Genomic DNA, 24,831 nt, shown 5'->3' with positions numbered 1-24,831 from the left:
TATTAATTTCCTTCTTTCGCAATTAAATTAGCTAATCTATCAGCTAAGTTTGTTGATTTATTGATTGGTTCTTTAACCGGTTCGGGGTTGTTAGCATTAGCAACAATCTTGTTATCTCCGTATTTAGCGAATAATGAGGATTTGATATTATCTTGTTCCTTGTCCTCGTCTTTATCGTCAGAGTAATCAAGAATCTTGTCCGCAAACCCGAATGCTACTGCCTCGTCAGCATTTAAGAATGTTTCAGCGTCTAGCAAGTCAGTAAGCTCTTGGCTAGTTCCTTTAAATCGGCTTTCATAAGATGCAATCAAAGAATTATCCATCTTATTAAGCATTTTGATGACTTGTTCAAAGTCTTGAACGTTTCCGTACTCAAATGTTGCAGCATGATGAACCATCATTTGTGCATTTTTTGGCATAAAAATAGTGTCGCCTGCCATAGCAATGACAGATGCGGCACTTGCAGCTAACGCATCAATATAAACATTGATTGTTTTATCCGATTGTTTTAAAGCGTTGTAAATCCCAATACCTTCAAAGGCATCTCCACCAGTTGAATTGATGTGGACATCTAACGTGTCGCCTTCAATTTCGTCTAGCGATTTGGTAACACCTTTAGTAGTAATGTCTTGAGCATCATTATCCCAAAACGAAGCAGATGAACCAATAAATCCATATAAATTCATTCTGGCTGGCTTATCATCGGTAGCATCAACTACATTAAATACTGTTTTAATTTTCTTCATTTTCTCCATCTCCATTGTCATTCTCACCACCCTTCAAATTATCATCGTCCTGGTCTTCTACCAGACTATAATTCTTACTGATCACGTGTTTGTCTGCCCAGTCCTCATCGATTGGTTCATAATCCATAAAGTCCAAAATATCATTGATTGACCAGACACCAATACGACTGATTAACTCAGCTGAATTAGCAATCTTAGTTAGATCGTAGTTTCGAATCTTATCGGTTCTGATCTTGCAATATGTATGTTTAATAACATTGTTCTTACCAAACATTTTGCGATTAATTTCGTCTTCAATTTGTTCAGCAATTGGATTGATACAAAATGAAATAAAGTTATCGGTCATACCGTCAATATCGGCTGTATCGCCTTTTAATAATCCACGTGGAATCATGAAAGCATCTGCTGACATATCCACGATATCGCTGACCATTGCTGAAATATCTCTAGTAGTCTTATTAGCAGCACTCCCGGATGACTTACTATTACCGGTAGCGTTCAAATCATTCAAAGTTAATCCAGATTCGAGTGGAGTGACTGAATCTTTATCACTAAACACGCCCTTCAATCTTTCTCCGAATAAGTCATCAATGACTGTATCGTATTCAGTTAATGGGATACCGCTCTCATCAGTCACTTGATTACCATTTTCGTCAACAACTGGACGTGACTTTAATTGGTCGAATGTTGAATCGATATTCAGTGCGTATTTAATAGCATTGCTACGGTTGTAGTTTTTAATTGCACCGTTCAACAGCGATCCATACTGTTCGAATATTCCATCAAATAAAGACTTAACCTTTGAATTATTGAGTTTTAAATGAAGCACTTCGCTTTCAATAAAACTGGTATTCATTGAGTAATTACTAATCATAATGTTTGAATACACGTTCGGCTTAAAAGCAAATTCGTGAATAATAAAATCATCAGCAACTAGTAACTCGCCTGTAACTCTTGATTGAATTATTAAAGCTCCGTCTTCATTCATGACCATTTGATAGATAACCTTGTTCCAGAAATCAGCAGCGTTCTGATTTTGATTAGGTTCAACGTTTAATTGGTACCAAGTGTCACCCTGAAATCTCTCGCCCTTTTTTAATGTTTGAAAATCGCATTTAGTTAAGGCATTAGAAATTCGATTGATACATAACTGAATCGCATATAGTTTAAAAGCAGTATTAGTAGTTGAGGACTGGATGTAATTCTCAAACAACTGATACTGCTTTTTTCTTAATTCTTTAGCTTGTTCTGATTCTGTGACTCTTACCGGTTCGTTACTTTTAAAAATATCAAGAAATCCCAACCGCTCACCTCCTTTCTAATAAGTGTGTGTTCTCAAAGTTCTGTGATATGTCGCAACTGGAATATCTAGCAATTCTCTAAATTGGAAAGCATTCAGGAAAGCAAAAAAGCCATCAGTCTTTCGCAACTTAGGCTCAATTTTTTTGTATTCAATATTCCCACGCTCATCACGATCTTTATAAACGTTATTTGTGTACCAACGCATCATGAAATCATCGTCTGTATATACGAGCTTGTGATAGGCGAATAAATCATCGATGGTATTCTCTAGTTCTGTATGTGTCTTGATACCCGTTCTAGCTTGTAGCAAGTCATCAAAACCGTTATTTTTGAATTCCTGTTCCAGGTAATTACGTCTAAAAGTATCGGCTGCAACACCTTTAATGTCGTACTTTTTGGCTTGCTCTAAAATCCAGTCAACAACATATTTAGGTTGGTTGGTTTCATCGTCGATAATTTTAATTAATCCGCGTTCTTTCGCGACATCTAAAGGAACTTTGTACTTTCTATGTTGCAACGCTTTGTAATTGATGAGTGAATGATGTTTCCAATAATATTTATCATCGATTTTGAACAATAATCCAATTCCACAAAAGTCCATTGTGTCCGAGAAATCAATTCCGACTACGCAACTTCTACCAAGCAGTGAGGGAGTGGGTTGATTAGTAGCCTTGATATCTTCCCACTTAGCAACTGGGGATTGTGCTTTAGTTGCTGGGATATTCATCCGTTTAGTCATAAACTCGATACGAGCCTGGTCACGATCATGAGCTTTCTCGAATTCTGATTCCATTTCATGTTTTAGATTTGGAAAGTAAATCAACGATGGATTAGCCTTCTCCCACATTTGCTCGTCTTCCCATTCATCGGGACTATCTAGCTTACAAATAAACGGAAACATTCGACGTTTAGGTCTTTCACCAGCAAGTACCATCTTGCTTTCCTCTTTTAGATTATCCAAGAAGCCCTCACGATTATATCCGTCTGTGGTCATGTAGAAACGCCGTGGGAGTGGTTTCTTACCTAATCCAGATGTGAATACGTTAATAGTTTCTTCGTTCTTGTAGGCGTGAATTTCATCGAAAAATACCGCACCAGGTCTGCCACCATCTTTGGTATTAGCATTACTTGTACGGTATCTAATTTTAGAATTAGTTTTCTTGTATCGAATCAATTTCTTAGTCCATTGAAAGTATTTCTTATAATATTTCTCTTTACTATCAAGTAAATCGTGAATCTCATTGAATGAAGTAGTAGCTTGTTCCTCTGATGTAGCCACGATATCAATATCATAATCTCTGATACCTTGCTTACTAGCTAGTAGCCACTCTTCTACAGACATGAAACCAGTCTTACCACCTCCACGACCAAGAAGCACTAAGAACTCGTCAAACATCAAACTGCCATCGTCGTAGAAAGCACCGTGGATAAATGCCAGGATGAATTTCTCCCAAGGTAACAACTTCCACACGAAATGCTTTTGAATATTCTCCAAAGCCTCGTCTATTAAGTCAGTTCTTAAGACTGCGTGTGGATCATTTAACTTATCGATTAGAAAGTGCATCAATTGAACTTGTTCTTTACAAGCGATGATTTTTCCAGATAAAACACCATTCATATACTCGTCAATTGCTGGATGATATTTAACTTTAGAAATCGTCATCGTCTTCAACTTCGCCTTCAATCGTTTCAATATGCAACTGTTGCAGAATCTTAAGCATTTGAGCGTTAACTTTAACTAATTCAGCAATAGAATCATTCTTCTTGTAGCCATGAGACTTCTCGCCGTTTCGCCACTCAATACTTACGCCACGAGCCGCAATATCGAGAATTAGCTTGTTCTTGATCTCATAAAAACTCACATAATCGTTAACTAAATCTTCAAATTGCGGTGTATCGGCACCCATAGTTTTAAGTTGCTTTAATAGCGATTCCTTTAGGCTTTTGGCTGTTATCGTCTTCTTTCTTGCCATATTTTAATAAAACCCCCTCTCATGTAAGAATTGATATTTTTGTTGAGTCTTTATCCTTCCCCGTTGTTCGGTTCCCTAAGGGATTGCCCATTTGGTTTGACCGGGGGGATTGCTCACCAGCGTTCTTCATTTTCAAATTTATCTTTATGAAACTGTTCCAGTTTTTCTGGATGTTCTTGATTATGGTGTACCTTGCATATAGTCTCAGTATTATTTAAATTTAATGCTTGCATTGGATAGTCTCTAACGTGTTTGATGTGGTGCACAGTAGTGGCATGAGTATGCTTGCCTTGTGCCTTGCATACCTGGCACTCATAGTGGTCTAGCTTGAGTCGCTTGGCTCTAACCTTGCGCCATTCGTTTGTGTGATAGAACTTAATCACATCATCATTAGCTATCCAGTCTCTTAGCTTATGCAACATACTATCAGTCATTAAGTTCATAGCTACTCATCACTATCCTTAGGCATGTCCTTAACATACTGCTTTGCCCACACATTGATTAGCTCTGTAGCTGTATCAATGCTTAGCTTAGTAGGATCGATACCCAAGTCCTTTAACTGTTGTGCATTGTGTGGCATCACCATCATGTTGCGAATCAGTGATACGAACAGTGCAGCAGCCTCCTCATTAGATACCTGGTTCATCGTGAACGAATCTAAGAACGCTTGTTGTATTTCGTCCAGGCTCATCTTATTATCATCAAGGTATTCCTTGATATGTTTCTTTTGGAATCTATTCATATGACACACCTCCAATCTATTTCGGTTGCTGGAATCGAACCAACTTTCTTAGCTAAGGGAACTAATGAGATACCAACCTACCAACCGATGAATCTATAAGCTGATGATTACTAATACTGCTAGCCACCACGAGGATGAGAGTGAGTAGTTGAAGAAAGCGTGAGCTGTTATTATTCATATAACTTCCATCCTTTGTGCATTACCACATTTCTTTGTAATGAATAGTAATTCACATTCATCTCGTTCTTGCCTATGTCTTTTGAATCTCTTGTAACATAGCCATAATTAAAGCTAACTATCCCGTCAATCCGTTGACCGTCATCGTCATATATTTCGGGTACTTTACCAGGTTCGATAATTACTTTCATACTCTCTCCCCCAAAATAAAAAGCTGATAGATTAAATATCTATCAGCTAGTGGCGTACTAAGTACGCGTTCATTTTTTTTAATATAGCGTGTCCAGGGTTCGAACCTGAACGCAAGAGATATGATCTCTTAGCTTCCCAACCATTCACGCTACCAGAGTGAGGGAGACAACCTCACTTCGATTAGTATTAAACTTTTATTTCATACACTGTGGAAATACTTCCACAATAGCTAGGCATGGAGTCGAACCATGCAGCATCATTAATATTTAGCGTTACCCGTTGCGCCACTAGCTACCAGTATATGAATTAGCATCGCTACCTCATTCATACGCTTGTTGTTGTTTTTTAAAAGGGTATAGACACCCTTTAGTTTAGGCTGTTTTCCGCTAGCCACTTGGATGAGGTGGAATCGAACCACCGACGTAGAATCGCTACACTAATTTCTACTACTAATTACCGCTCTAGTCACCATCCAACCTTTTTTGTTTCAGAGGATTGTGTATCTCACGAGAGTGGTCTAACTCTCGTATACAGGCATCGAGATTTGAACTCGAAAACTATTGAATAGCTTGGCCAGATTGCCTGCACCATAAACATATTTTCCGGGTATGTTTATGTCGTCGTTAATTTATGAGGTAAGAAAGCTAACTTCCTGCTAACTTTCTATACTACTAATTTAACTCTTAAAGTACCGTCGAAAAGCTCACGTTTGGCTCAATTTAAAGCATTAAGGTTCAAACATACCTAGCTTTTCAGATAGTTCAATTAAAAATCTAGTTCTCAAACGTTTAGCGGTTGCTATCGACACGTTAACTTTTTGATTAATCGACAATCCACTGATCGTATACGTCGGATGTTTCTTGAAATACAATTCTCTAATAATAGTCCTCGTGTCCTCGTCAGTTTCTAAGTAGCAGTCAGTCACTACTTTCTTCTGATTCTCTAGCATTCTTAAACGCATATCCTGGTCTAGCGTAATAACGTACGTTTCTTGTGGGCGTGATATCTTAGAACTCTTCCCACCTCCAACGTTTTCATCGTCCTCATGAGGTTGGCAAGCAAGCTCACGTTTTCTATCTAAAATATAGCCATCAACGCTAGGATAATCTCTAAGAATACTTTCACATCTGCTTCGTATATCTGGTCTTAATTTAATAATGCTCACTCTCCCTCAAAATAGACATTACATTTATCTGGATCATAGTCGATTCTTTCAATATTAATCATGCTAAAAATAATACTTTCTTTATTAGTATTGACTTCAACAATTCCAGACTGCTTATAGATAGTAATCGACGGCGAATCTTCTTTACTAAATATAGCTTTGTCTGTCGTGGTTTGAATGAATAATGCTGGTTTAATTACAGCTACCGACGATAGCTTTGCCTCGTCTCGGCTAGGAATTCTACCGAGATTTTTTTCGGAGGTTTTTACATTATGCTTTTTATTATCAAAAGCATTTAATAAAAGAACCGTTGCAATTCCTCCAAGTGCTCCAATCAAAATTGATGATATTAAACTCATTCACTATCACCATCCTTATCAATTTTTCCGGCTACTAATTTAGATTTTGAATCATAATTGAAGTTCTTAGCAAAATCATCGAACACTTGTGGCATTATTGGTTTTGCATCCAATTCATTCTCAATATCCTCGAGTATGTAGTGCTTAGCGTAACCTGTGTCATTGTCTGGAACACTTGCTAGTTCTTGAGCCAGTTCCATAATTCTTTGCTTATCCAAATTTCTCAACTCCAAACGTGAATACATTAAATTCTGTTTCTTCTGGATATCTGTATTTAAGTTTTCTTATAGCTCTAACGGCACTGTCATAGTTATCATAGACACATAAATTTGTATGGTTTTTCTTACCTTTCTTTCTAATCGGTTGCCATCCACGACCGTCATTGAAAGCTGCTAAATGTAATTTCATAGTTAGTCCTCCTAGTAAAATTCCCAGTGCCATTTTTGATTAACAGATAATTTCAAAAATTCTAAAAACTCTTTGAAGCTACCTTGTTTAAGTTCAATTTGTTTGAACTCTTCATATAGTTTCTTTAAATCAGCTTGCATAATTTTTCCATCACAATCTGAGTGTGAAAAGAATCTCGTTAAAAAGTCTTTTTCTTTTGTGCAATATAGTTGTATAGAAAATGGATTGTCACCCTCTCTATACTCGTAGCCCACTAATGGGGCAATCTCTTCACGCATATCTTTAAAATCTAAATATCCAATTTTAAAGTGATCAAATTCTTTACCATATTTAACGGCTGCTATTGTTAATCCCATGTTCTAGTCCTCCAATTCTTCAACAGGAACTTTTTCAAGAAATAGTAGATAGTCAGGATTGATATTTTCTACTTCCTGTTTAGTGAATTGAGTTTGAAAATTATTCGTTTGCTTTTTGCTGCCAGGATATATATTTTTACTTTCAACACCACGATTCAAATAGCTTTCATCGTTTCCATTAATCAAATGTACATACCATTTTTCTTCTGGAAATTTAGCATCGTCATTGAAATAGTCAGCAATGTCTTTAAACATTTGATTGTCTTCTTTATCAGAATTGTTATTCCAATATTTTCTACTAAGCTGTCTACAATTTAAGCTAGTGTTTATGATTCCGTTAACTACGTCAAAAGAGTTTCCTAAACCACTTTTACATTCTTCTAATTCCCTACGTTCTTCATCAGTCCAACCTTTAATAATTCGTCTATCGTCTGCCATATCATCCAATTCCTTTGCTAGTCGTTTTATTTTTCGTTCTAAAATTGAAGAATTAATATCAATCTTCACCATCACATCTCTGATATCATCCATAATTAACTCCTCACTCTGATCAATTGATATTTTTCAGCGTGTGCATACTTTCTATAAGTCGATAGTTGACAATATCTAATTTGTCTTTCAGTTTTGCCGGTTTTATTAGCAATCTGCTTAATAGTGCCTTTAGCAATCAATTTATCTCCACGATAATAGCGATATTGGAACCTATGCTGTCTGTGTGCTAACCACAGTTCATCGTCTAGTAATCCACTCGAGCACAACTGTGAGAAAGTATTTGAATTCACATGTACCATTTTTGCAATTTTGTATTTAGGTTCGTTCAGCGTATCAAGCAAGTGTTGAGCCTGTTTCATTTTTGTTTTATTCCTGGCAACTTCTGGTTGTTTGGATTCGGACGGGTACATACTATGCATGTATTTAAGTCTGGAATCGTTAGCAGCTTCCTTACAGTTGACCGTTCCATAGTCTCGTTCGATTGACTGAACTAGCTTGATTAATTCGGGATTAGTCATCACTATCAACCCTTTCCTTTTCGAATTGGTCGGGACTCATTTCTTCGGGTAGATTTTCTAAGAAGTATTTTTCCGTCATAGACATTACACCTGGGCTGATGTATGAATATTTTGTCCAACAGCTACTGTATTTACTTCTTTTTAAGCCAACACCTAAATACAAACTATGAGAATTAGAATCTTTAGCGCCTTTTAGTCGAAAGCTATATAGTGGTTCATTAAGTTCATAATTGTCGTTGTAGATATCTACGATGATTTGAACTACCTCATCTAATTCATCTATATATGAAGAATTGTCTGTAATTAAATCATGTAGTATTTGATTAGGTAGAGTATCACCGTTTATAAAATCTCCGATTATAGTGCTTAAGTACAATCCTCCTTGACGATTTGTTACATAATCGACCAACTCTTTATATTTACTATCTAATTTACGTTTCATATTAATTTTCTCCTCTGAATAGTTTTACGAATCCTGCAATTTCTGGGTCTACTTTTTTGTTAAAATTGTGAACCAACAAGTTTTCGAGCGTGTCTGCTAAATCTTCTGGATCAACGTTGTAATATTCTTTAATTAGTAAAATAATTTCTTTGCGGTTCTTATCAGACAGTTTTATATCCGGGTCAATAAATCTCATCTTTGCAACTAAAATGTCTAGGATAGTATTGCTAACTTTATCTAGATCAATGTAAATATTCATAATTACTCCTCACTTGACTCGATTGCTGTTGTAATTTTTTCTGCTTCTAACAATTCATAAGCACCGTTTCTTGATTCCGCATAATATCCAAAGTGATATTTACTGTTTTCGTAATAAACTGCAAATTCGGTATTATCATAAATGTTACAAATCGTAAAAATTTCATCTAGTGGAACTTCTTTTATTCTCCACATTACTGGATTAAAGCCTTCTGCTTCTAATTCTCTCTTAGTAAATTCCCATAGTGTTTCTTCATTTTTCGATGTTTTATAATCCATAGTTTTTCTCCTCTATATGTCATGACGTATATTTGTGATGCGGTATGTTTTTAAAGCTATTCCTATACGAATTCTGATTCGCCTTCCAGGAATGCCATAATATCTTTAGTTAATTTTCTTGTGGTTTCATCGAAGTTGTTGTCTTTCGATTTAACATATTTATCGTGCAAAATATCGATTGAATCGTTAAATTGCTTAACTGTTGCCTGCTTTGCTTCGTTACTTTTTTTCTTCCTTTTAGTCTCGGTGTATTCAATGCCATATTTATCTCGATACAGCTTAAATGAATAATTGTATTGATTATCAATAGGCAATGATGAAATTGAAATAACATGCTTAGCGCTTGCTATGTCGTTGAATAGCTGAATCGGATCCCTATGATAATAAGTTTTAATTTTAACTAATTGTTTAATTGCCGTTTGTTGTTCCTCAGTCCAATTTATTAGATTTCGCATGATTTAACTTCCTTATTTAATAATTACTGGGTTTATTTTCTGCGTGTTCACTCGCAACTAATATAGCTGCTGCTACTAGTAAGTCCGCATTCTCATCTCTTGATATCCATACTTCCCCCGAATTGATTAAATCCTTAACGTAGCTTAGTTCTTCAACTAATTCCTTGTATTGTCCTTGCTTATTACTGTTCAAATCCATATCCCACCAACTCCTCATCAATTATTTTTAAAGCGTCCTCTGGACTTCGTGCTATGCCGTGGATAATATTGTGGTTCGATAGCATGTAATGAAATTGAATTTGATCTTCACGAGCACGTCCAGTTTTATTTTTAACTTCTATATAAAATACTTTTCCGTTACTATGTTTAAATCCATACAAATCCGGATGACCTTTGGGCAACCCTGTGTCAAACCATCTTCCATCTGACATTCTTACCATTCCCACATTCGTTCGGAAAATGGTGCAATTATGCTTACTTACCTCAATCATTATTCGTGATTGGATATCATGTTCTGATTGTTTTTCGATAAAATCACTCCTCAAGTGGACCACTAAGGACCACTAAGCTGGTCCAGGGTAATCCTATGTCGCTCTAAGATTTAACCCTCATGGACCACTGGACCACTAGGTTTCAAACTTTTGGCATGTGTCCCTCCGCCACCCTTAAATAATTAACACACTATAAAAGTTTTAGTAGAAAAACGTGGTCTAGTGGTCCTTTAGGGGTCAAATCACTGGTATGATAGGCTTTCAAGTGGACCACGTACGTGGTCCTTTAGTGGTCCTAGTGGTCCACTTTTACGTATCCACGTCGCTTTATTCCCTTAATTGTCTTTCTTTTGTACTCCCAACCTTCTTTGTTATCCATGACATATTTGATTTTTTTTGCCATCTTGGGATTAGTTGCTAAATTACTTATATCCAAAGCTTGGTCCGCAATATCAAAGCTGGTAATGAATTCCACATCTGAACTTTCCAAGAACTTATCAATTTGTTCTTCAAACGGTTCGATATAAACAAACTGTTCTCGATGCTCATCAAGCATTTTTTCTTCTGCTGCTGATAAATTAAAACTGAATCCATCACGGAATAAGTCCATTGCTTCACCCCAAACTTGATCAACCTCGTTCTGATCTAAATATTCTACTGGATGAAATGTTTGCTTTGACTTATCAACCAGGTTTGGCAAAAACCTACGTGAACCTGTTTTATCCTTTAGGTATTGAACTTGGTTAGTAGTCCGAGCTAAAACAAAGTTCTTATATTCATTAGTAGTATGTCGACCGTATGCTTTACGAAACTCAAGCTTCTCCGCACTGGCGAACTTCTTTAAATCCTCAAAACTACTCCTTGCTGTAGCAGTCATTTCATCATCATTAACAATCCACGCTCTCAGCATATTTACGTAAGAATCTTTATCTTTAAAATCTGAAAACTGATCTGTATACCAGCCGTTAGCTAACTTTTTAAGTAAGGTTGTTTTACCAGCACCTTGCCCACCAGCTAAATCTAAAACATAATCAAATTTAGCTTTAGGATTAAAAACCTTTGTCACGGCTCCAACTAAAAATAACTTAGTTTGGAGGGTGGTAACGTCCGACTTTTCAACTCCTAAAAACGTTGGTAAAAAATCTGCAATACGTGGTTTCTTATCCCAGTTTGAGTAGCAATCCTCTAAGTAATCTTTAACCGGATTGTAGCTATGACTTCTAGCTTCATTAATAACTGCCATTTCAGTTAAATTCTTAGGAAATAGAACCTCAAATTTACTTTCCATGTACCACATTAAAGCTGGTGTATAATCGTCCTTCATCTGACCCTTTTCAATATTTAATTGTTTAACGTCTTTTTGAATTTCGATTTCATGAGTAAATTCATTGAAGGCAAATGTGCCTTTAAGCATTGGATCACGTTCAAGAATTAAACCGACATTTTTCAAGCTGTTTGCTTTAGGCTTACTGTACTGATTAAGCAGGAATGGATAAGGGAATGATGTTACCTTTTCTTCTTCTTCTTGAACCTTTTGGAGTTTCTTAACCTTTTCTTCAACACTCAAACATTTGCCCCCCTTCTTCTGAGTTCCTTATTTAAAATCGACTCAAACGTTCTATTAAATTCTTTATCTGGTAAAGGCTCATCTGTATTCTCATTAGCTTGCATTGCCAATTGATAAGTAACACTAGCATCAACGTTTCTGAACAGCAAACCACCCACAAAACTAGTTAAATCGTTATTTCTGCTACCCTTTGATCCAAAACCATTTACGATAGTTTCAAACAAATCAGTAGTTAATGTCTTCTTGCCATTCAAATTTATTTTTGAGGGATCGTATTCAGAACTGCCATCCCTTTGGTTAATAAGTTGAATTAACTCTCTACTAGCTGTAACGATAGGATTATGATTCTCCCACTCATAGAACTTTGAATTTCGTTCTGATGGTGCTACTACTACATAATTGTTAGGGTGGGCTTTTACATCAACGCCTGGTAACCAGCCAATATTTTGCCTAACACCGATATCATCACGTTTTAAATAAAATAGTTGTCGTCCGCCTCCTGCTGTTTTTTGAGAGAGTGTCAGGATTAGCAAATTTTTATGACTAAATTCATTAATAGATTTGAATCCATCTGCCCCTCCTTCATGCTCATCAATATCAATAACGAAGAAATTAATTGTTCTTAAAGCCAACTGCGCATCGGGATATCTACTCCATATACGTTTGATTTCTTCTTGAGTCAATGGAGGTTTGTCAGCAAATTTTATAAGCGGTTGTTTGTTGTGCATTGGCAAAACGCTCATACCTTTTTTTGCATAAGCTAAGGCATAATTGACTAAATTAGTCATCTCAAATCACCTCACAAACAATTAAAATGGAAGGTCTGATTCTTTAACGTCAACTGGCTTAGATTGGTTAGGATCCATAGGATAGTCAGTTTTGTAGTAATCCCAAAATGCAATCTGATTTTGTTTTTTGCCATTATATTCATTGATTCCAATATTAATCTTTACTGCTTTGCCACCTACTAGCGTGTCTAGGCTTTGGGCGGTATTTTCAAATGGTGTTCCATCAGGATAACCAGCTGCTTTTAATAAATTTAAACAGTCTTCAGGTTGCAACATGTATCCATATTTATCTTTCTTGTCTTTAAACCAAATATCTCCCCAAATTTGACGTCTATGTTGCTTGCCATTCGTTTTAGGTAATGCGGTATCTAAGTCATCACGAATTTCCAAGTGTACTTGAATCTTTTCTTTACCGTTAGGAGTTGGTTGCCCATCAATAACATCCAATATTTTTGCTTCATAAGTTCCCTTTGGAATAGGATCATTATTTCCGTTTGATTCTGTCATTTTTGAATAGTCTGCTGTAAATTTCATGTTTATATAATTCCTTTCAATTTGGCTTGGTAATAAGTCCAGCCATTCTTATAATTCTTAGCTTTTTGATAGGCCTTAAGCTCGGCCATCGTGTTAAGCTCTGACACTTTTTTAGTTAAGATGTAATCGGTGTTATATTTCATTACTTTCTTTATTTCTTGTAGTTCAACATCTTTTTTTACTTCCACTTCTTGCTCTTTAACTTCATACTTTGCACCACAGTATGGGCAAATCTTTAAATTGGCTCTAAAAACCCCAAAGCATTTAGAACATTGCCGTATAGAAATGGAATCTGTGTTAGCTTTCTTTTTTGATTTCTTGCCGCCTTCCAAATTCCATTTATGCTCTGAATCAGGTAATCCAAATCTTGTGTAATTAGCGACGTGATCAATAATTGTTGCTGTCTTATTTGGCCGATATCTCATACAACGCATTGATTGCTGAATGAATAACGATAGTGACTCGGTAGGACGTAGCATTATTACTGTTTGACAATCTGGAACGTCCACACCTTCACCGTACAGCTCAGCATTGACCAGGATTGTTACTTTGCCATTTCTAAAATCATCCATGACTTGCTTGCGTTTATCTTTTGGTGTCTTACCATCAACTTGTAATGCTTTAAAACCAGCATCATTAAATTCCTTTGCGACCTTGATACTTGATTCAACGTTGTGTGTATAGATGATAGTTTTAGTATTACTAGCGACTCGCTTATATGTTTTAATGACATCCCCATAGATGATGTTCTTGGATGCACTATCCATAGATTTGGAACTAAAATCGCCAGTTGAATTTTTCTTCAATTTCTTATCATCAATCAGCTTGACCGAGTAATATTCATAAGGTGCCAAGAAATTATTATCAATTAACCAATCAATCTGTGGACCTAGTATTAGATCATCAAACACTTTTGATAATCCTTGTCCGGATAATCTAATAGGTGTAGCTGTGAATCCCACAACGTTAGCTTGCTTAAAATAATCAAATATTCGAGTGTATGATTTAGCTAGTGCATGGTGACATTCATCAACAAGAATTAACTGCGGTTTGTCTAATTTTTCCAGTCTTCTCGTTACCGTTTGGACCATACCCACATAGCAAAGAGTCATATCAACTCCGTATGCTTTAAAAGTCTGTTTAACTTGTTCAACAATTTCTCGCCTATGAACAATGAATAATACGTTGTTGTGCTTGTCAGTAGCACTCTTAGCAATAGCAGCCATTGTTACTGTCTTACCTGAGCCAGCTGGTGATTGAACGACAACGTTGTGATTTCCAGACACCATCGAATGTTTAAGATCACTAATCAGTTTATTCTGATAATCTCTAAGAACAAATGTCATTTCTTATCAGCTGGTTTAGTTTCCCAATTAAATAAATCCTCAACGGCACAAGCTTTACGTGAATCTAATCTGTTTTTAGCATATATACCGTCATTTCCTTCAAGAATCACACCACGCTTTCCTGTATCAGGATTGACCATCACACGACCAACTACATCAGTTAATCCCATGAATGTATCTCTAACTGAATCTCTTAGCTGTGGACTATATTGGTCGAATGTTTGCCCAGTCATGGAAGTGAAATCATTTTGAGTTTCCCAAGCGGTTACTAGGATATTAATAGGTAGCTTATAAAATGAATCAATCACACGAATGAAGAAATTTGTCCATCCCGAATAATCTTGTAACTCGTTTCTAATACCGCTTTTTGAGTTTCGACCTTGTTCAATGAACCAAGCTTTTTCCAAGGCTGATACATTATCTAAAATCAAGTTATTGAATCCCGTTAATTCCTTAGGTAGTTCTGTTGCTAGTCTCGCTAGTTCCTTAGTAGGAATCGATTTATCAAACGTTTCTGCTTCGATATTATCTAAACCACCCAGGACTTTTTCAGAATTATCAAACGGGACAATGATCGATTTACCTGTTAAATATTTAGCTGTCGATGTCTTACCCGTTCCAGGCTTGCCGTAAATTGCGACTCGAAATTTATCCGTTTTAGAAACATCTTTCATTGAATGTAATGCCATCTATCTATACCGTAAAGATGAACCTTGAATTAACTCCGCACCTGGAACATCTTTTCCTTCCTTTAGCATTTTTTTGATTCTCGACTTATCGGGCACTGTAGTAGTCTTTCCCAAATACGCCGGAATCTCACTCTCGTCGAAAATTCTTAATGCTGGTGTATTATTTTGGATGTAAATAGTAAACTCAGGAGTTTTAATTTTTGATTGTCCGGTTGATTCCATTGCTTCTTGCAGATTGCCTTTTAAATTCTTTCTGTTTCTAGCAATCGATGCAGCTCTATCAGTTAGGCGTTTAGCCTCTTCTTTAAGAGCTTTCTCATCTTTTGCTAACTCTTTATCGACTTTTGCATATCCGACTGCTTTGTCTTCGATTGCATCTGTGATACTGTCCATCGTGTCGCTGAATAGTTGTGGGTCTGTTTCTTCCGCAAGCTCAGCTAACTGTAGATACTTGCCTGTTAGATCATATAAAGTTGCCATTAAACTCATTCCCCTCTCGTGGTATACTTAAATTGTTAATTAATATATTGATTGTCCGTTCTGATTGCCGTCAGGATGGACTTTTTTTGTTTCTCCAAATCGTTAGCTGCTGAAATATATTTGTTGCGATTGTGTTCAGATGAAATGAATCTAAACCAGAGTTGTTTACTCCTATACTTCATAGCCAGCTCAATCAATCTGTTTAGCTGCTCACTGATTGTCACATCCTCATCTCCTCTCAAGCGTAGTAGTGTTCAAACGCATTTCTAACATCTGTTTCGGCTCTAGCCTTATCAATCATCAAGTCATCCCGATAATGCTTTAAACGCTCAATGTGATAGGTTAATGATTGATTATCAATCCCTTGCATACTTTCCACATACTTTCTAGCCTCGTATGCTTCGATTTGCTCAGACTTACGTCCAATCTCTTCACCAATTCGCACGAACTCATCTAAAGCATTCTCAATCGCTACCACGTCTTTATTGATTGCCATTTTTAGCCTCCTGGAACGCTTTAATTAGCTTACTTTCAATGTCATCATTCTCAGATTTATAACGGCTGTTCGTGACTTGCAGTCTTAAAATACAATTGCTGTATGCCTTCTCATCGTCTCGACTCTCAGCATTAGCCTGGAGCTGTCTTTGTTCATCGATTAAGGTTTCAGTGTATTTAATCGTTCTATTCATCTTTTTGTGTTCGGATAGTAATTCACTAAACTCTTTAGAATTCACGTGGCTCATCTCCTGTTAATTTATCGTCAATCATTGTGTCATAAGGCTCACAATCACCGTTTGGATCATAATCGGTGTCAGTTTTAATTTCTAAGTTGTCCATTTAAATTTCTCCTTCTTTGATATAATCTTCCTTGAGAAAGGAAGTGATAATAATGGAAAATATTCCTATTAATAACAATGTGAACGCTCAGAAAGCATTAGACACTGCAATGTCTAAAACATTAAGAGAATTTAAGTTCAATGAAACAGATCATCAATTAGTTAATCCGACTGCAACAGAACTAATTGATAAGTTTTTAAAAGTTAATTCCGATGCCCTAACTTCTTTACTTTTAGATAATTTCAAAGCTTCATTGCATGAAGAATTTTACTTAGATTCTTGTAAACAAGTTGCAGAACATTATGGTTTAAAGGAATCGATGTTTGACCAGAAATAATTGAACCTTTGAACCTTACGTTTTTTAAAGTTATCTCATCACCACATGAGATGGCTTTTTTTAATGCACTCATAACATCTCTCCTTTACATATAGAAATCTGTATACTTCTTTAACCAGTTTTTTAATCCACCAGTCTTAGTAAGCTGGTAAGTCACGAACCAGACTAAGATTGGTAACCATATAATCGTTGGTACTGGAATACTTCTCATAAAACTTTGCTCCCACGCTTGTTTTTATTTGTTTCTAATAAAATCGTCTATTTCCTGTGGATCATATAATTTCGTTCCACCAACTATGTGAAACGGTAAATCTGGTAGGTTCTCTCTAATTGTGCTATCAGCCATATTTAAATAGCCTGGTAGGTCTTTGGTTCTTAACCAACGTTTATTAGTAGCTGCTAGTAATACAGTTTTTAATTCATTGAACTGTTCATCGTTTAACATTGATTAATCCTCCAGTAATTTCTCAATCATCGGATAAATACTGTGCTGCTTAAGGATTTCATATAATCCTAAACGACCTTTTTGAGTCCACTTAGTGTTTAAAACAGCCTTTTCAGTTCCATCTTTTCGTCTAACCATCGTTGTATCTGAATGAGTCCAACCATTATGTTGATATTTAGAATAAAGCAACCATGTTTTACCTTGTTTATATTGAATTCCAAGTTCATGAAGTTTAGCGTTCATTTCTCTACCACTCATCCCGTAATCTTTAGCGATAATTGTGATCGTTACTAAAGACGGATTGGAAAGAACTTTGTCATAATAAGTAACTTTTGGTCTGTCCTCTGCCACTTGTTGTTCAGCAATCAACCTACCCTCACGTTCCGTTTTAAGCTGTGTAGCTAGCTTAATTAGATAATCTGGATCAGTTAACGTTTGCTCAATTGCTGAATCAGTTAAGTAAGCACCATGTTTTCGTATTGTTGGTAGAACTTCTGATGTTACCCAACGTTTGAATTCTTTTGCGGCTGGTAATTTACTAGAAAGAATTAAACTGTAAAGTCCTGATTCATTAATAATTGTTTGTTCACGTAATTGACCTGCGGTACTGATTTGGTACTTCAGCTTATCGTCATCATCTACATGTTTATTTATATCTCGGCTTCCATTTTTATAGCCAAGAATGTCAGCCACGTCTTTACCCACAAAATAAGGTTTGCTGTCAATTTGTACTGTTCGTACATTGTTTCCTTTAAAATTAAATTCTTGTAAATTGTTCATTACTTCTTACCTTCTTTCTTATAGATTTAAAACTCGTGCTACTTGTTCACGTAGTTTATGTGATTTAGGTGTCATGTCGCCTTTAATGGCTCTATTTAGTTGCTGTGGATTAGCATGAATCAATTCGGCTAACTCTTTTTGAGTCATATCTCGATTAAGCAATGCGATCTTAATTGAACGTTCAATGTCATATGCTACCTTTGCGAATTGTTGTTCTGGCATGTAATCAGCTCCTTTCTATTGTTATAATTTGATTAATTCATATATATTCGAGGTGATAATAATGGAACTAGACTACGATTTTGTTAGAAAAACTTTAATTGAATGTGCAGAAAGTGAACATTTACAGGGACCAACTAATAAGGAAATCCGTAATTTTGCTGATGAAAATCATGTTTCCTTAAATGAACTAGCATTTACAATTGACAAAATGGAGGAAGCTGGATTCATCACAGGTAAAGTGACCTATAGTGGTGAGGGTCCATATGTCATCCTTATAGGTAATTTAACCTGGGATTGTAATCAATATTTGAATTCCATAAGAAATCCATCCATTTGGAAAGAAACCAAACAAAAACTCATCGATAAAGGTGTCACTGCCTCATTCTCTGTAATAACTGCTTTGGCAACCGCAATTGCTAAACAAAAACTTGGACTATAGTATTTTAAATATATGTCCATCAACCATTACATAAAGATTCTTGTTCGAAGGTAACAGCTTCGACAAGGATTTTTTTTCTGCCTCATCAATGAAAAAAATCATACTAAACCTACTTGTTCCACCAGTAAGAATAGGTATTCTGTCATTACCATCCTTATAAAAGTAAACGTACTCATGATTTTCCAAGGCTATATCTCCTTTAAAAATTTATTAACAAAATATGTTTGACCTTTTCCAGTAACTTTAGGAGTTTTAGTCACTCTTACAGAACCATCCGGGTTGCTGTAGGTACGTTCTTTTATTTCAAATATCTTTAAGTTCATTGATCGTTGGGTTCCATCTTCGACCAATCCGATCGTCTTCATCAAATGGAACCAAAATGAAACATGATGAAGTATTAGTTGGAATTATCGTTGCTGCATAGGGCATCCACTTCATACGTGTGATACCTTTTTGTTTGCTCTGATATCCTTTAACCGCTTTTCTAATATCCATATTTCCTACCTCCCTTACTGTTATTTTTTCATCAAGTTATTGCACATTGTCTTTGATAAATTTCAGACCTTCATCAAAGTACAACCACTGCGGAACTTCCTTATCAGAATGTTGTGACTTACTGTTTGACCAACGACCATATTTGTTCTGACCAGGTTGTTTTGCTTTGATTCCAAATTTGTTGGCAATACGACCAACCTTATTAGCGGTAAGCCCAACTTGATTTCCAACATCGGTCGCTGAATACTCCTTTTTTTTCATGACTGGAATAGTCATTTCTCCAGTTAACTCTTTAGCTGCATTAGCTAGTAATGATTGCTTCGAAGAATTAGATTCAGTTGCCATAGCAATTCGGTACATTAAATTTGCTTTTCTAGTAGCTGCATTCTTCTCCATAATTTCCAAACGTTTGTCTTTTACAATAGCTGGATTATTTTCTTTAATTGCAACTCGCATATTGAAGTAGTTATCAACCAATTGGTCATACAGTTCCCAAGCTTTATCATCTTCAAGTAATTTAAGTAATTTGCTATAACCACGCTCAGATAATAGATAAATATTCTTTGTGGCATTAATTTGATTTTGACTAAATCCGCTCTCGTTTAAAACGATAGCGAAATTACCAGTTTTTAAATCGATAAGATCAATGCCTTTCTTAAACCTTTTAATGTTTCTATTTATTAATTCATTGATACGTCCAACAGTTGTACCATGAATCTTTGCAATATCTTTAACTAACATTGCTTTTTTATCTTTACCGAAGCCGCCTTCAATTCCTATAAATTCAATTGATCCAATTTTCTCTTTACCAATTACTTTTAAATTATTCATTACTTTCTTCCTTCTTCTACGTTCAATTTATCTCTAAAAGAGATAACACTTCCAAAAAAAATAGCATTCATCGGATATTTATATAATTCAGAGAATCGAGACATATATTTAATAGGCATATTACCAGCATCTTTTTCCCATTTAATTATTGTCATTCGATTGACTCCCATGATATTTGCAACATCATTCTGTGTTAATCCTTTTCTTACTCGTAAAGCTTTTAAAGTCATCATTTGTTCAAGTGGCATTATGTCACCTCCTTTCAACATAGATTAGTATATATCCCTAAAAGAGATAATGCAACATTTAATTCTCTTCTGGGGATATAAAGGTGGCTTTTTGTGTTGATTATATGACTTTAAGTGATATACTAAATTTATAAATATTAAGTAGAAAGAAAAAAATAAAAATCATGACTGAAGACTTAAAAAATATTATTGGAAAAAATATCAAAAAGTATCGTGAATTGCATAATGAAACAACATCTGAACTTGCTGAATCTATCGGAGTTGCTCAAAGTGCTGTTAGCAATTGGGAAAATGGAAATAAGATGCCTAGAGCTGGCTCGATTGAAAAGTTGGCCGAACACTGGAATATCTTAAAAAGCCAAATACTAACATCTAGTAATGAACCTCAAGACTCTACCCCCGAATTACGTGCAATTCAACGTGGAGCTCGTCAATTATCTAAATCCGATCAAGAAAAATTAATTAAGATGATGAAAATTACATTTGATAAATTAGACAATAATAATTTCGATGAGGATGACAGTGATGACGACTTATAGAGATGCAAACTATGCTCTTGCCCAAAAATCTGCATATGATCTCTTGGAAACTTTAGGAATAAGCAATTTACCTATTTCAGTTAAAAAAGTTATTAGAGTATTTCCCAATTTGCATTTACAAAGATATGACCAATATGCAAAAAGCTTGCAATGTTCTGAGCAAGAAGTTGCTAAATTATTACAAAGCGATGATGGAGCATTATGGTATAACGCTGATGACAATGATTATATTATTTTCTATAATGCAAAAATTGATTCCAAAGAAAGAATTCGATTTACACTAGCCCATGAATTAGGACACTATATTCTCAGACATAATGAAGAATCTAACGAAACAATCGTTTCTAGATATTTGCTTCCAGAAGGAAAATATCGAATCTATGAGCGAGAAGCAAATTACTTTGCAAAACGATTTTTGGCCCCAATCCCAGTAATAGATGGCTTTCTTTCGTATAATAATTATAGAATTGATCAGTTTGATATCGAGTCAATATTCAATGTCAGTTTTTCAGTAAGTGGTCATATCATTGACGATTTAAATAGACGTAAGCAATATGGCTTACATGGAGTCAAAACAAAATTAACAAATCAGTTTGATCTTTTAAATTTCGGATTAGCAAAAACGACTACGTGTAAAACATGCAATTATTTACTTCTTAAAGATACTGTCATTTGTCCAATATGTGGGACTAAACAAAATCCCCAATATATTAATTACTTATTTTTGAGCAAAAGTTGGAGGAATAACTTAATGAATTATAAAAAACCTTGCAGACTCGATAAAGGTGGAAAAGCAATTATTTGTCCCGTGTGTGGTAATGAAGAAATTACGAATGGTCCAATATGTCCAATATGTGGAACTTATTTGATTAATAAATGTTCTGGTTGCTCTGTAACTTCAGAATTTGATGATATCGACGATATTAAATATGCGTGTTTAGAGTCTCCAAATGGATGCAATATGCTTCTTCCAAGTAATGCTAGATACTGTACTCAATGTGGTTGTATGTCTACCTTTTACTTACAAGATGTTTTGTCAGATTATACTGAGGAGTTTAATTCGGAATCAGATTCAAAACTAAAGGCTATTTAGTATATCCTTTCTGATATACTTATACTGATTAAATATATATTTATGGGGGAAATTATGAAAAAACTAGCACTTGGAATGACACTATTAGCATCAGCTACACTCATGACAGCGTGTGGAGGAAATAGCACCAAAGATTCTACTAGTTCAAAAACTAAGACCGAGCAAACTAAGAAAGTTGCTACTTCTACTAATAAGAAAATTGCAAGTGAGCTATCCAAAGAAATTAATAAGGACGGCAAAGTTGCGACTGTAAAAGTAGAACCCGAAGTAGTTGATGACCAATCCAAGAAGGATAAAGATGGTAACATGATTGCTCATCAGGACATCATAGCTAAGATTACTGATAAAGATGTAATCGACAAATTGAAAGACGATGAACAATCTGATGATCAATTATTTACTGAGGGTATCAAGGAAATTGCTGACAAATTCCACAGTGAGTTAAAAGGCAATGATACAATTTCAATCGATTATGATATTGATACTGATCAAGCAAATACAGTTGCGCTTGTTAATAAGAACGGTCGTATTGTTAAGTAACTAAAAAAATAAACTAAGTCTCACCGTAGGCTTATTTATTTTTACCAAAATTAAAAAAGCCACGCAATTAAGCGTGACTAGAAGGACTCTATTATGAGCGATAATAATAAATTAAGAAAAGATATGAATACTCGCCACGACGATGTGGAGAAAAGAGCTAACTTTGGTATCAAAAGCAAGGTACCAGATAACGTAAAAAATAAACCAAGTATCAATGATCCAAAGAAAAAGGACTAATACAAATCTATTATTTTTAGTCCAAGGTCGGCATTAAATAGCTCTCTCGATTTATACTTTCTAGCATCCCTTTTTACTTCAGCATAATTCTTTTCATAATCTTCATTTTCAAAAGGAACCAATACCAAACTATTTTCTGAGAAATCTGTACTAGGAGAATACTCCAAGTATCCACATGTTACTAATTCATTTTTTAAATTAAATACATAAATTCTTTGAACCTCACTAGACTGGAAGAAATAATCATTAGCTGAAAGGGTGTCTATTTCACCGATACCCTTTCTATCTCTAATTTTATTTATAATATAATTAGCAAGCCGAACAATCCATGGGGCAATTGCAAAAGAAATTAAAAGACTTACTAAAGCCACATATAAGATATTCAGTGATATCGCTAAATAATCACCTTGTCTTACATTTGAATTAAAACTACCTATTAACAAATACAAAAAATAGTTCATTCCACCAAAGAAGACCAGTAGTATCTTCTTCTCGTCGTTATTATTTTTATAATAATTTATGGTTCCTTGTTTGAGTAGAATAACAAAATTTAAATACCCTAAACTACCAGAAACTATAAGTGATGATACTAGAGATGTTAAATTCATATAGCCCTCCTAATATATCCTATATAATATTATATCACGTATAGCATAGTGATTGTGTATACTTAATATCAAATTTAAGGAGGTGATGCCTGTTTAAACTCTAAAATTTATGCTCCCACGCTAAATTTGGAGGATTAAAAATGGCAACAATTACAAAATATAAAATCAAATCAGGTAAAGAATTGTGGAGATGTGTCTACCCTGGTAGCATTGACCCATTAACTAACAAAGTTAAGAGAACAACTAAACGTGGCTTTAAAACTAAAGCCGAATGTCAAAAATTTCTTAACGCTAAATTATCAGAAATTGATAATCACGGATATTCTAGTAATGAAAATCTAAGGTATAAAGATGTTTATGGCTACTTTTTTGATTCGTACAAGAACACGGTTAAGGAAAGCACGCTAAATCGTGTTGAGGGGCTTTTTAAGCACCATATCATCCCTTCTCTGGGAAAGTATGAGATAAAAAAAATAACCACTCCTATGTGTCAGGAAGCGGTTAACCAGTGGTCTTTAAAGTTCTCATCGTTTAAGATGATTAAATACTACGCAAGCATGGTATTTAAAGAAGCAGTTCGGTTAAGAATCATTTTCGAGAATCCAATGGATCTAATTGTTATGCCAAGGAAGAAAGCTAAGATTGATGATAAGCCCTTAAATTTTTGGACTAAAGAAGAAACGGCTAAATTCTTTGACCAACTCTATAAGACATATTCTGATCATAACCAGAAAGCTATTGCAGCATTTCGCGTACTTTTCTTTACCGGAATGCGTAAAGGTGAATTGTTAGCCTTGCAAGTTTCTGATATCGATTTTAAGAATAAGACTTTATCAATCAATAAGTCCGTTAGTCGTGGCATTGACAATGTACCAATCATTGACACGCCAAAAACTAAGACTTCAATTAGAACCATTGGACTTGATGAGCAAACTTTGAAGATTCTTAAATCTTGGATTTCATTTCTAAGAAAAGACATGCTTGCTCGTGGATATAATATCGATACTGAACCTAACCAGCTATTATTTCCCAACACAGAAAATAAATCACTTAGCTTAACTAAAATCAACAAATGGCTACAGTTCATTATCGATGAATACAATAAAACTCATAAAGATGAGTTGAAACGTATTAACGTCCACGGAATCAGACATACAGCATGCTCGCTTATGCTTGAATCTGGATCAAGTATCAAGGCTGTTCAACTTCAACTTGGACATTCTGATACATCTCAGATAATGAAAGTCTATTGGCACATCTCTACTAAAACACAATTAGATACGGTTAACAACCTAGCTAAATTCGTTAATTTTTAAAGTGTGTCACGAGTGTGTCACGGATATATTTTAACAGGCTGTAGCCCTTGTACCTATTGCTATTAAGGCATTTTGACCATTGAGGGTATAGTCCTCGTAGTTCGC

The 24,831-nt window shown here is 35.3% G+C and carries 43 protein-coding genes and 1 pseudogene; 7 read left to right on the top strand and 37 right to left on the bottom strand.

What is annotated here, in order from left to right:
- Positions 1-2: 2 nt before the first annotated feature.
- The 28 genes from LF20184_RS04830 to LF20184_RS04690 all read right to left on the bottom strand — a co-directional run bounded on the left by LF20184_RS04830 (position 3) and on the right by LF20184_RS04690 (position 16,502).
- A complete protein-coding gene (locus tag LF20184_RS04830) occupies positions 3-746 on the bottom strand; it encodes a head maturation protease, ClpP-related (protein WP_010019283.1) in 744 nt (247 codons plus the stop codon).
- Complete coding sequence (locus tag LF20184_RS04825) at positions 733-2,049, bottom strand: phage portal protein (protein WP_010019282.1); 1,317 nt, start codon at positions 2,047-2,049, stop codon at positions 733-735. Before LF20184_RS04825 ends, LF20184_RS04830 begins: the two co-directional genes overlap by 14 nt.
- A 15-nt stretch (positions 2,050-2,064) precedes the next feature.
- Positions 2,065-3,732: a terminase TerL endonuclease subunit gene (locus LF20184_RS04820; RefSeq protein ID WP_156403035.1), complete on the bottom strand. Its 1,668-nt coding sequence runs from the start codon at positions 3,730-3,732 to the stop codon at positions 2,065-2,067.
- Entirely contained in the window at positions 3,698-4,021 is a 324-nt protein-coding gene (locus LF20184_RS04815; RefSeq protein WP_010019280.1) for a P27 family phage terminase small subunit, read from the bottom strand. Before LF20184_RS04815 ends, LF20184_RS04820 begins: the two co-directional genes overlap by 35 nt.
- A 113-nt stretch (positions 4,022-4,134) precedes the next feature.
- Positions 4,135-4,464: an HNH endonuclease gene (locus LF20184_RS04810; protein ID WP_010019279.1), complete on the bottom strand. Its 330-nt coding sequence runs from the start codon at positions 4,462-4,464 to the stop codon at positions 4,135-4,137.
- Positions 4,465-4,466: 2 nt separating this feature from the next.
- Positions 4,467-4,763: a hypothetical protein gene (locus tag LF20184_RS04805; protein ID WP_010019278.1), complete on the bottom strand. Its 297-nt coding sequence runs from the start codon at positions 4,761-4,763 to the stop codon at positions 4,467-4,469.
- Positions 4,764-4,933: 170 nt separating this feature from the next.
- The gene (locus LF20184_RS04800; RefSeq protein ID WP_010019274.1) at positions 4,934-5,131 is read right to left on the bottom strand and encodes a hypothetical protein; all 198 of its coding nucleotides are present in this window, start codon (positions 5,129-5,131) and stop codon (positions 4,934-4,936) included.
- A gap of 728 nt (positions 5,132-5,859) precedes the next feature.
- Positions 5,860-6,297, bottom strand: a complete 438-nt coding sequence (locus LF20184_RS04795; RefSeq protein WP_010019273.1) for a DUF722 domain-containing protein — start codon at positions 6,295-6,297, stop codon at positions 5,860-5,862.
- Positions 6,294-6,656: a hypothetical protein gene (locus LF20184_RS04790; protein ID WP_010019272.1), complete on the bottom strand. Its 363-nt coding sequence runs from the start codon at positions 6,654-6,656 to the stop codon at positions 6,294-6,296. The genes LF20184_RS04795 and LF20184_RS04790 overlap by 4 nt, the downstream gene beginning before the upstream one ends.
- Complete coding sequence (locus tag LF20184_RS04785) at positions 6,653-6,874, bottom strand: hypothetical protein (protein ID WP_010019271.1); 222 nt, start codon at positions 6,872-6,874, stop codon at positions 6,653-6,655. Before LF20184_RS04785 ends, LF20184_RS04790 begins: the two co-directional genes overlap by 4 nt.
- Positions 6,867-7,064, bottom strand: a complete 198-nt coding sequence (locus LF20184_RS04780) for a hypothetical protein (RefSeq protein WP_010019270.1) — start codon at positions 7,062-7,064, stop codon at positions 6,867-6,869. The genes LF20184_RS04785 and LF20184_RS04780 overlap by 8 nt, the downstream gene beginning before the upstream one ends.
- Before the next feature lie 11 nt (positions 7,065-7,075).
- Positions 7,076-7,420, bottom strand: coding sequence for a hypothetical protein (locus LF20184_RS04775; RefSeq protein ID WP_010019269.1), 345 nt, complete (start codon positions 7,418-7,420; stop codon positions 7,076-7,078).
- A gap of 3 nt (positions 7,421-7,423) precedes the next feature.
- Complete coding sequence (locus tag LF20184_RS04770; RefSeq protein ID WP_010019266.1) at positions 7,424-7,951, bottom strand: hypothetical protein; 528 nt, start codon at positions 7,949-7,951, stop codon at positions 7,424-7,426.
- A gap of 2 nt (positions 7,952-7,953) precedes the next feature.
- Positions 7,954-8,430: a hypothetical protein gene (locus LF20184_RS04765; protein ID WP_010019265.1), complete on the bottom strand. Its 477-nt coding sequence runs from the start codon at positions 8,428-8,430 to the stop codon at positions 7,954-7,956.
- The gene (locus tag LF20184_RS04760; RefSeq protein ID WP_010019264.1) at positions 8,423-8,872 is read right to left on the bottom strand and encodes a hypothetical protein; all 450 of its coding nucleotides are present in this window, start codon (positions 8,870-8,872) and stop codon (positions 8,423-8,425) included. The genes LF20184_RS04765 and LF20184_RS04760 overlap by 8 nt, the downstream gene beginning before the upstream one ends.
- A gap of 1 nt (position 8,873) precedes the next feature.
- Positions 8,874-9,131, bottom strand: a complete 258-nt coding sequence (locus LF20184_RS04755; RefSeq protein WP_010019263.1) for a hypothetical protein — start codon at positions 9,129-9,131, stop codon at positions 8,874-8,876.
- Positions 9,132-9,133: 2 nt separating this feature from the next.
- Positions 9,134-9,409, bottom strand: coding sequence for a hypothetical protein (locus LF20184_RS04750; protein WP_010019261.1), 276 nt, complete (start codon positions 9,407-9,409; stop codon positions 9,134-9,136).
- Positions 9,410-9,471: 62 nt separating this feature from the next.
- The gene (locus LF20184_RS04745) at positions 9,472-9,864 is read right to left on the bottom strand and encodes a hypothetical protein (protein ID WP_010019259.1); all 393 of its coding nucleotides are present in this window, start codon (positions 9,862-9,864) and stop codon (positions 9,472-9,474) included.
- Between the two features lie 16 nt (positions 9,865-9,880).
- Positions 9,881-10,063, bottom strand: a complete 183-nt coding sequence (locus tag LF20184_RS04740; RefSeq protein ID WP_010019258.1) for a hypothetical protein — start codon at positions 10,061-10,063, stop codon at positions 9,881-9,883.
- Complete coding sequence (locus LF20184_RS04735; protein ID WP_010019257.1) at positions 10,047-10,418, bottom strand: VRR-NUC domain-containing protein; 372 nt, start codon at positions 10,416-10,418, stop codon at positions 10,047-10,049. The genes LF20184_RS04740 and LF20184_RS04735 overlap by 17 nt, the downstream gene beginning before the upstream one ends.
- Positions 10,419-10,650: 232 nt before the next feature.
- Positions 10,651-11,922, bottom strand: coding sequence for a virulence-associated E family protein (locus tag LF20184_RS04730; protein WP_010019256.1), 1,272 nt, complete (start codon positions 11,920-11,922; stop codon positions 10,651-10,653).
- Entirely contained in the window at positions 11,919-12,710 is a 792-nt protein-coding gene (locus tag LF20184_RS04725; protein WP_056945174.1) for a bifunctional DNA primase/polymerase, read from the bottom strand. The genes LF20184_RS04730 and LF20184_RS04725 overlap by 4 nt, the downstream gene beginning before the upstream one ends.
- Before the next feature lie 21 nt (positions 12,711-12,731).
- Complete coding sequence (locus LF20184_RS04720; protein WP_010019250.1) at positions 12,732-13,244, bottom strand: DUF669 domain-containing protein; 513 nt, start codon at positions 13,242-13,244, stop codon at positions 12,732-12,734.
- A gap of 2 nt (positions 13,245-13,246) precedes the next feature.
- Complete coding sequence (locus LF20184_RS04715; RefSeq protein WP_010019249.1) at positions 13,247-14,590, bottom strand: DEAD/DEAH box helicase; 1,344 nt, start codon at positions 14,588-14,590, stop codon at positions 13,247-13,249.
- Positions 14,587-15,279 carry an AAA family ATPase gene (locus LF20184_RS04710; RefSeq protein WP_029606481.1) on the bottom strand — a complete coding sequence of 231 codons (693 nt, stop codon included), beginning with the start codon at positions 15,277-15,279 and terminating at the stop codon, positions 14,587-14,589. The genes LF20184_RS04715 and LF20184_RS04710 overlap by 4 nt, the downstream gene beginning before the upstream one ends.
- Entirely contained in the window at positions 15,280-15,759 is a 480-nt protein-coding gene (locus LF20184_RS04705) for a siphovirus Gp157 family protein (protein WP_010019247.1), read from the bottom strand. It lies immediately after the preceding gene.
- Between the two features lie 238 nt (positions 15,760-15,997).
- Positions 15,998-16,255 carry a hypothetical protein gene (locus LF20184_RS04695; protein ID WP_010019244.1) on the bottom strand — a complete coding sequence of 86 codons (258 nt, stop codon included), beginning with the start codon at positions 16,253-16,255 and terminating at the stop codon, positions 15,998-16,000.
- Positions 16,242-16,502 carry a hypothetical protein gene (locus LF20184_RS04690; RefSeq protein ID WP_148223964.1) on the bottom strand — a complete coding sequence of 87 codons (261 nt, stop codon included), beginning with the start codon at positions 16,500-16,502 and terminating at the stop codon, positions 16,242-16,244. The genes LF20184_RS04695 and LF20184_RS04690 overlap by 14 nt, the downstream gene beginning before the upstream one ends.
- Before the next feature lie 146 nt (positions 16,503-16,648).
- Between LF20184_RS04690 and LF20184_RS04685 the strand changes: the two genes are divergently transcribed.
- Positions 16,649-16,933: a hypothetical protein gene (locus LF20184_RS04685; protein WP_010019239.1), complete on the top strand. Its 285-nt coding sequence runs from the start codon at positions 16,649-16,651 to the stop codon at positions 16,931-16,933.
- 85 nt (positions 16,934-17,018) lie between these two features.
- Here the strand turns inward: LF20184_RS04685 and LF20184_RS13035 are convergent, their stop codons facing one another.
- From LF20184_RS13035 to LF20184_RS04670, 4 genes are read right to left on the bottom strand one after another with little or no spacing between them, the layout of a single operon-like run.
- Complete coding sequence (locus LF20184_RS13035; protein ID WP_010019238.1) at positions 17,019-17,144, bottom strand: hypothetical protein; 126 nt, start codon at positions 17,142-17,144, stop codon at positions 17,019-17,021.
- A 24-nt stretch (positions 17,145-17,168) separates the two neighbouring features.
- On the bottom strand, positions 17,169-17,378 hold the full coding sequence (locus tag LF20184_RS04680) for a hypothetical protein (protein WP_010019237.1): 210 nt from the start codon (positions 17,376-17,378) through the stop codon (positions 17,169-17,171).
- Positions 17,379-17,381: 3 nt separating this feature from the next.
- Positions 17,382-18,158, bottom strand: coding sequence for a phage antirepressor (locus LF20184_RS04675; RefSeq protein ID WP_010019236.1), 777 nt, complete (start codon positions 18,156-18,158; stop codon positions 17,382-17,384).
- Positions 18,159-18,176: 18 nt separating this feature from the next.
- Positions 18,177-18,380: a helix-turn-helix domain-containing protein gene (locus LF20184_RS04670; RefSeq protein ID WP_010019235.1), complete on the bottom strand. Its 204-nt coding sequence runs from the start codon at positions 18,378-18,380 to the stop codon at positions 18,177-18,179.
- A gap of 61 nt (positions 18,381-18,441) precedes the next feature.
- Here LF20184_RS04670 and LF20184_RS04665 point away from each other — a divergent pair, with 61 nt between their 5' ends.
- Positions 18,442-18,819: a DUF2513 domain-containing protein gene (locus LF20184_RS04665; protein WP_010019234.1), complete on the top strand. Its 378-nt coding sequence runs from the start codon at positions 18,442-18,444 to the stop codon at positions 18,817-18,819.
- A 188-nt stretch (positions 18,820-19,007) separates the two neighbouring features.
- On the opposite strand, the pseudogene LF20184_RS04655 reads toward LF20184_RS04665, so the two are convergent.
- The 4 genes and pseudogenes from LF20184_RS04655 to LF20184_RS04645 form a co-directional block, all read right to left on the bottom strand.
- Positions 19,008-19,154, bottom strand: a pseudogene (locus LF20184_RS04655) (phage antirepressor KilAC domain-containing protein); the annotation flags it as partial.
- On the bottom strand, positions 19,123-19,314 hold the full coding sequence (locus LF20184_RS12840) for a hypothetical protein (RefSeq protein ID WP_010019231.1): 192 nt from the start codon (positions 19,312-19,314) through the stop codon (positions 19,123-19,125). The gene LF20184_RS12840 and the pseudogene LF20184_RS04655, both read right to left, overlap by 32 nt.
- Positions 19,315-19,350: 36 nt before the next feature.
- Entirely contained in the window at positions 19,351-20,145 is a 795-nt protein-coding gene (locus LF20184_RS04650; RefSeq protein WP_010019228.1) for an ORF6N domain-containing protein, read from the bottom strand.
- Positions 20,145-20,393 carry a helix-turn-helix transcriptional regulator gene (locus LF20184_RS04645; RefSeq protein WP_056945173.1) on the bottom strand — a complete coding sequence of 83 codons (249 nt, stop codon included), beginning with the start codon at positions 20,391-20,393 and terminating at the stop codon, positions 20,145-20,147. Before LF20184_RS04645 ends, LF20184_RS04650 begins: the two co-directional genes overlap by 1 nt.
- A gap of 164 nt (positions 20,394-20,557) precedes the next feature.
- Here LF20184_RS04645 and LF20184_RS04640 point away from each other — a divergent pair, with 164 nt between their 5' ends.
- The 4 genes from LF20184_RS04640 (at position 20,558) to LF20184_RS12735 (ending at position 22,802) form a co-directional block, all read left to right on the top strand.
- The gene (locus LF20184_RS04640) at positions 20,558-20,932 is read left to right on the top strand and encodes a helix-turn-helix domain-containing protein (RefSeq protein WP_010019226.1); all 375 of its coding nucleotides are present in this window, start codon (positions 20,558-20,560) and stop codon (positions 20,930-20,932) included.
- Positions 20,919-22,025, top strand: a complete 1,107-nt coding sequence (locus tag LF20184_RS04635; protein WP_010019225.1) for an ImmA/IrrE family metallo-endopeptidase — start codon at positions 20,919-20,921, stop codon at positions 22,023-22,025. Before LF20184_RS04640 ends, LF20184_RS04635 begins: the two co-directional genes overlap by 14 nt.
- 54 nt (positions 22,026-22,079) lie before the next feature.
- On the top strand, positions 22,080-22,565 hold the full coding sequence (locus tag LF20184_RS04630; RefSeq protein WP_010019224.1) for a hypothetical protein: 486 nt from the start codon (positions 22,080-22,082) through the stop codon (positions 22,563-22,565).
- Between the two features lie 93 nt (positions 22,566-22,658).
- Positions 22,659-22,802 carry a hypothetical protein gene (locus LF20184_RS12735; protein ID WP_010019222.1) on the top strand — a complete coding sequence of 48 codons (144 nt, stop codon included), beginning with the start codon at positions 22,659-22,661 and terminating at the stop codon, positions 22,800-22,802.
- Here LF20184_RS12735 and LF20184_RS04625 read toward each other — a convergent pair.
- The gene (locus LF20184_RS04625) at positions 22,799-23,410 is read right to left on the bottom strand and encodes a hypothetical protein (RefSeq protein ID WP_010019221.1); all 612 of its coding nucleotides are present in this window, start codon (positions 23,408-23,410) and stop codon (positions 22,799-22,801) included. The two genes, LF20184_RS12735 and LF20184_RS04625, sit on opposite strands and share 4 nt — an antisense overlap.
- 140 nt (positions 23,411-23,550) lie before the next feature.
- On the opposite strand from LF20184_RS04625, the gene LF20184_RS04620 reads away from it, so the two are divergent.
- Positions 23,551-24,726: a site-specific integrase gene (locus LF20184_RS04620; protein WP_010019220.1), complete on the top strand. Its 1,176-nt coding sequence runs from the start codon at positions 23,551-23,553 to the stop codon at positions 24,724-24,726.
- The last annotated feature ends 105 nt before the right edge of the window (positions 24,727-24,831 follow it).

The sequence above is a fragment of the Companilactobacillus farciminis KCTC 3681 = DSM 20184 genome (assembly GCF_002706745.1).
GTDB lineage: Bacteria > Bacillota > Bacilli > Lactobacillales > Lactobacillaceae > Companilactobacillus > Companilactobacillus farciminis.
Note: the sequence above shows the minus strand (reverse complement) of the source record. Positions and strands in the feature narration are given on the sequence as shown.

Excerpts from the sequence above, each read along its gene's own strand:
- LF20184_RS04830 (WP_010019283.1), bottom strand. The coding sequence starts at position 746 with ATGAAGAAAATTAAAACAGTATTTAATGTAGTTGATGCTACCGATGAT.
- LF20184_RS04815 (WP_010019280.1), bottom strand. The coding sequence starts at position 4,021 with ATGGCAAGAAAGAAGACGATAACAGCCAAAAGCCTAAAGGAATCGCTA.
- LF20184_RS04810 (WP_010019279.1), bottom strand. The coding sequence starts at position 4,464 with ATGAACTTAATGACTGATAGTATGTTGCATAAGCTAAGAGACTGGATA.
- LF20184_RS04805 (WP_010019278.1), bottom strand. The coding sequence starts at position 4,763 with ATGAATAGATTCCAAAAGAAACATATCAAGGAATACCTTGATGATAAT.
- LF20184_RS04800 (WP_010019274.1), bottom strand. The coding sequence starts at position 5,131 with ATGAAAGTAATTATCGAACCTGGTAAAGTACCCGAAATATATGACGAT.
- LF20184_RS04790 (WP_010019272.1), bottom strand. The coding sequence starts at position 6,656 with ATGAGTTTAATATCATCAATTTTGATTGGAGCACTTGGAGGAATTGCA.
- LF20184_RS04780 (WP_010019270.1), bottom strand. The coding sequence starts at position 7,064 with ATGAAATTACATTTAGCAGCTTTCAATGACGGTCGTGGATGGCAACCG.
- LF20184_RS04775 (WP_010019269.1), bottom strand. The coding sequence starts at position 7,420 with ATGGGATTAACAATAGCAGCCGTTAAATATGGTAAAGAATTTGATCAC.
- LF20184_RS04770 (WP_010019266.1), bottom strand. The coding sequence starts at position 7,951 with ATGGATGATATCAGAGATGTGATGGTGAAGATTGATATTAATTCTTCA.
- LF20184_RS04765 (WP_010019265.1), bottom strand. The coding sequence starts at position 8,430 with ATGACTAATCCCGAATTAATCAAGCTAGTTCAGTCAATCGAACGAGAC.
- LF20184_RS04760 (WP_010019264.1), bottom strand. The coding sequence starts at position 8,872 with ATGAAACGTAAATTAGATAGTAAATATAAAGAGTTGGTCGATTATGTA.
- LF20184_RS04755 (WP_010019263.1), bottom strand. The coding sequence starts at position 9,131 with ATGAATATTTACATTGATCTAGATAAAGTTAGCAATACTATCCTAGAC.
- LF20184_RS04750 (WP_010019261.1), bottom strand. The coding sequence starts at position 9,409 with ATGGATTATAAAACATCGAAAAATGAAGAAACACTATGGGAATTTACT.
- LF20184_RS04745 (WP_010019259.1), bottom strand. The coding sequence starts at position 9,864 with ATGCGAAATCTAATAAATTGGACTGAGGAACAACAAACGGCAATTAAA.
- LF20184_RS04740 (WP_010019258.1), bottom strand. The coding sequence starts at position 10,063 with ATGGATTTGAACAGTAATAAGCAAGGACAATACAAGGAATTAGTTGAA.
- LF20184_RS04725 (WP_056945174.1), bottom strand. The coding sequence starts at position 12,710 with ATGACTAATTTAGTCAATTATGCCTTAGCTTATGCAAAAAAAGGTATG.
- LF20184_RS04720 (WP_010019250.1), bottom strand. The coding sequence starts at position 13,244 with ATGAAATTTACAGCAGACTATTCAAAAATGACAGAATCAAACGGAAAT.
- LF20184_RS04715 (WP_010019249.1), bottom strand. The coding sequence starts at position 14,590 with ATGACATTTGTTCTTAGAGATTATCAGAATAAACTGATTAGTGATCTT.
- LF20184_RS04710 (WP_029606481.1), bottom strand. The coding sequence starts at position 15,279 with ATGGCATTACATTCAATGAAAGATGTTTCTAAAACGGATAAATTTCGA.
- LF20184_RS04705 (WP_010019247.1), bottom strand. The coding sequence starts at position 15,759 with ATGGCAACTTTATATGATCTAACAGGCAAGTATCTACAGTTAGCTGAG.
- LF20184_RS04695 (WP_010019244.1), bottom strand. The coding sequence starts at position 16,255 with ATGGCAATCAATAAAGACGTGGTAGCGATTGAGAATGCTTTAGATGAG.
- LF20184_RS04690 (WP_148223964.1), bottom strand. The coding sequence starts at position 16,502 with ATGAGCCACGTGAATTCTAAAGAGTTTAGTGAATTACTATCCGAACAC.
- LF20184_RS04685 (WP_010019239.1), top strand. The coding sequence starts at position 16,649 with ATGGAAAATATTCCTATTAATAACAATGTGAACGCTCAGAAAGCATTA.
- LF20184_RS13035 (WP_010019238.1), bottom strand. The coding sequence starts at position 17,144 with ATGAGAAGTATTCCAGTACCAACGATTATATGGTTACCAATCTTAGTC.
- LF20184_RS04680 (WP_010019237.1), bottom strand. The coding sequence starts at position 17,378 with ATGTTAAACGATGAACAGTTCAATGAATTAAAAACTGTATTACTAGCA.
- LF20184_RS04675 (WP_010019236.1), bottom strand. The coding sequence starts at position 18,158 with ATGAACAATTTACAAGAATTTAATTTTAAAGGAAACAATGTACGAACA.
- LF20184_RS04670 (WP_010019235.1), bottom strand. The coding sequence starts at position 18,380 with ATGCCAGAACAACAATTCGCAAAGGTAGCATATGACATTGAACGTTCA.
- LF20184_RS04665 (WP_010019234.1), top strand. The coding sequence starts at position 18,442 with ATGGAACTAGACTACGATTTTGTTAGAAAAACTTTAATTGAATGTGCA.
- LF20184_RS12840 (WP_010019231.1), bottom strand. The coding sequence starts at position 19,314 with ATGGATATTAGAAAAGCGGTTAAAGGATATCAGAGCAAACAAAAAGGT.
- LF20184_RS04650 (WP_010019228.1), bottom strand. The coding sequence starts at position 20,145 with ATGAATAATTTAAAAGTAATTGGTAAAGAGAAAATTGGATCAATTGAA.
- LF20184_RS04645 (WP_056945173.1), bottom strand. The coding sequence starts at position 20,393 with ATGCCACTTGAACAAATGATGACTTTAAAAGCTTTACGAGTAAGAAAA.
- LF20184_RS04640 (WP_010019226.1), top strand. The coding sequence starts at position 20,558 with ATGACTGAAGACTTAAAAAATATTATTGGAAAAAATATCAAAAAGTAT.
- LF20184_RS04635 (WP_010019225.1), top strand. The coding sequence starts at position 20,919 with ATGACGACTTATAGAGATGCAAACTATGCTCTTGCCCAAAAATCTGCA.
- LF20184_RS04630 (WP_010019224.1), top strand. The coding sequence starts at position 22,080 with ATGAAAAAACTAGCACTTGGAATGACACTATTAGCATCAGCTACACTC.
- LF20184_RS12735 (WP_010019222.1), top strand. The coding sequence starts at position 22,659 with ATGAGCGATAATAATAAATTAAGAAAAGATATGAATACTCGCCACGAC.
- LF20184_RS04625 (WP_010019221.1), bottom strand. The coding sequence starts at position 23,410 with ATGAATTTAACATCTCTAGTATCATCACTTATAGTTTCTGGTAGTTTA.
- LF20184_RS04620 (WP_010019220.1), top strand. The coding sequence starts at position 23,551 with ATGGCAACAATTACAAAATATAAAATCAAATCAGGTAAAGAATTGTGG.